Annotated in this window: 3 protein-coding genes; all 3 read left to right on the top strand. The window is 37.3% G+C overall.

What is annotated here, in order from left to right:
• Window positions 1–273, top strand: a 273-nt coding sequence (locus tag AB4623_RS16380) for a tyrosine-type recombinase/integrase (protein ID WP_372146871.1), incomplete at its 5' end; no start/stop codon positions are given.
• Window positions 274–808: 535 nt separating this feature from the next.
• On the top strand, window positions 809–994 hold the full coding sequence (locus AB4623_RS16375; protein WP_372146869.1) for a hypothetical protein: 186 nt from the start codon (window positions 809–811) through the stop codon (window positions 992–994).
• 76 nt (window positions 995–1,070) lie between these two features.
• Entirely contained in the window at window positions 1,071–1,871 is an 801-nt protein-coding gene (locus tag AB4623_RS16370) for a reverse transcriptase domain-containing protein (RefSeq protein WP_372146868.1), read from the top strand.
• Window positions 1,872–2,125: the final 254 nt, after the last annotated feature.

Raw genomic sequence — 2,125 nt, 5'->3', positions numbered from 1 at the left:
GAGAGGATGTTTTTAAACAGCTTATCGGCTTTTCGAAAGGCGGTTTCAGAAGCAAATATTGACTTACCGAAAGGGCAAATGACTCACGTTCTACGTCATACCTTTGCGAGTCATTATGTGAGGAGCGGCGGCAATATTGTTAAGTTAAGAGATGTGCTGGGTCATAGTGAAATTACTACGACCATGCGGTATGCACATTTAGCTCCTGAGCACTTGGAAGAAACTTTGATGTTGAATCCTTTGAATCAGCATCAAAATACAATCGATTCTTAACTCATTGTTTGACAGCATGTATAGTGCACTCCGTTTTTCAAGTGATAAATAAAAAATAACGGAGTTGGTTGGCTCCAATGTATTTAGAGTTTGTTTGAGAGTTATATTAGTTCTAGTTTCACTATGGGGTTCGTGCCAGCTTGTCCTCAAAAACGTGAAAGTATTATATATCGTTATTTTGTACATCAGGTCTTCAATCTGGTGGAACTGAGCGTAGTTCCTATGGTTTATTTTTTTTACTACCATACTTTGATCTATCTCTAATATCTAAAGCTCAAAATACTGAAAAAGAACAATTCTAAAGCAATCAAGCTTTCTACCTCTTGACTGAAACCAATTACATAATATTATGACGTTCCCTGGCATTAGGCGGCTCGCCCGCACCTCTTACTACTGTCACACTGTGATTCGCCAGATGAACGATGCGATACTCTTCGATTCATATCGAAATTATTCGTATCAAATGTTCATCATCTTGGAATAAAGTCACGCGCTTGCGCTGGGCATGTCAGGGGTTGTAAGAGGAGAAGTAATTATGAAAAATAATTATGGCCCTGTTGATAACAGCACACAACCGAAACAAAGCTGCTTGAAGAAAATTTTGAAACGCTTTGAGCTTGGCATGCGCATATATGCGTATGCTGAGAAGCTTGGACTGCTTGACAAGCTTGAGGAAGTGGACGGTGCTGAGCTGTTACAAAAATTTTTAGAGTTGTTGTAATAGAACGCCACCATTAGCAAGTACGCAACTAAGTCAGGCAAAACTTAACCAAATCTTAGTTGTGGAAACTATCAACGTGGCTTTTTTTATATTGAGTATCAAAAATATGCCACCGACTATTAGCTGGACAAGTAAGTATGAAATAAAACCCGGCAGGTGGGTCTATGTCCAGTCAGACGAAGCAAAAAAACTTGGTCAAAATATAAATAAGTATATTCGAAAGCACTGGAAAGCTCCCTCATATTTCTATCACCTTCAGTTAGGTGGTCATGTACAGGCTTTAAAAGTACATATCGACAATAAATATTTCTCATCCCTTGATATAACAGATTTTTTTGGCTCAGTTAGTCGAACAAGGGTGACGAGAGAGTTAAAAATTTTAATCGGATATGAAAATGCAAGAGCCATTGCAAAAGCATCGACGCTTCCACATAGTAATCCAAGCGAACATAGCCACTCGCTCCCCTACGGATTCAGTCAGTCACCTTTACTTGCATCAATTTGTTTAGCTCAAAGTTACTTTGGTTCATGTATCCGAGATTGCCATGATACAGAAGGAGTTTCATTAAGTGTATATATGGATGACATTGTAATTTCTTCTAACGATGATCAAATATTATCGCTTTGGCATAACAAATTAAAAATTGCTGCAGGAAAGTCTAAATTTAAACTGAACCCTCTAAAAGAAAACCTTTTATCGGCCTCAATAGAAGTTTTCAATATAAATCTCAGTGAACATGACATGCATGTAAGTGACGAAAGATTTTCGAAGCTACATATGGTTTATTCACTAAGTGAATCAGAACATCAAAAGAGAGGGATTGGTGGCTATGTTTGGACGGTCAACCAAGTTCAAGCAAAAAAGCTAGACCTCTAATTTAGAATAGAACTCCAAGAAAAAAATATCCCTTTTGGATAGGCTCCACTCGTGATGCTATTGACAATGATTTTTCATCTGTGTAGATGCCTTTGATTACCTTTAAAGACCGTATTCGTTCCACATTAAGCTTTTCTCTCCCCTGTAACGCGAATTTTAGCTAAATAAAATACAGAAATAGACGGAAATACTTGTTTTTTAGTTTTCTATTGATTTTAAGTGGTTGTTTTAATAATTGGTTTTGTAGAATTCCA

This window comes from Vibrio sp. 10N.222.52.C12 (genome assembly GCF_041474215.1).
Lineage (GTDB): Bacteria > Pseudomonadota > Gammaproteobacteria > Enterobacterales > Vibrionaceae > Vibrio > Vibrio crassostreae_C.
This window is presented reverse-complemented; position numbering and strand designations above follow the sequence as displayed.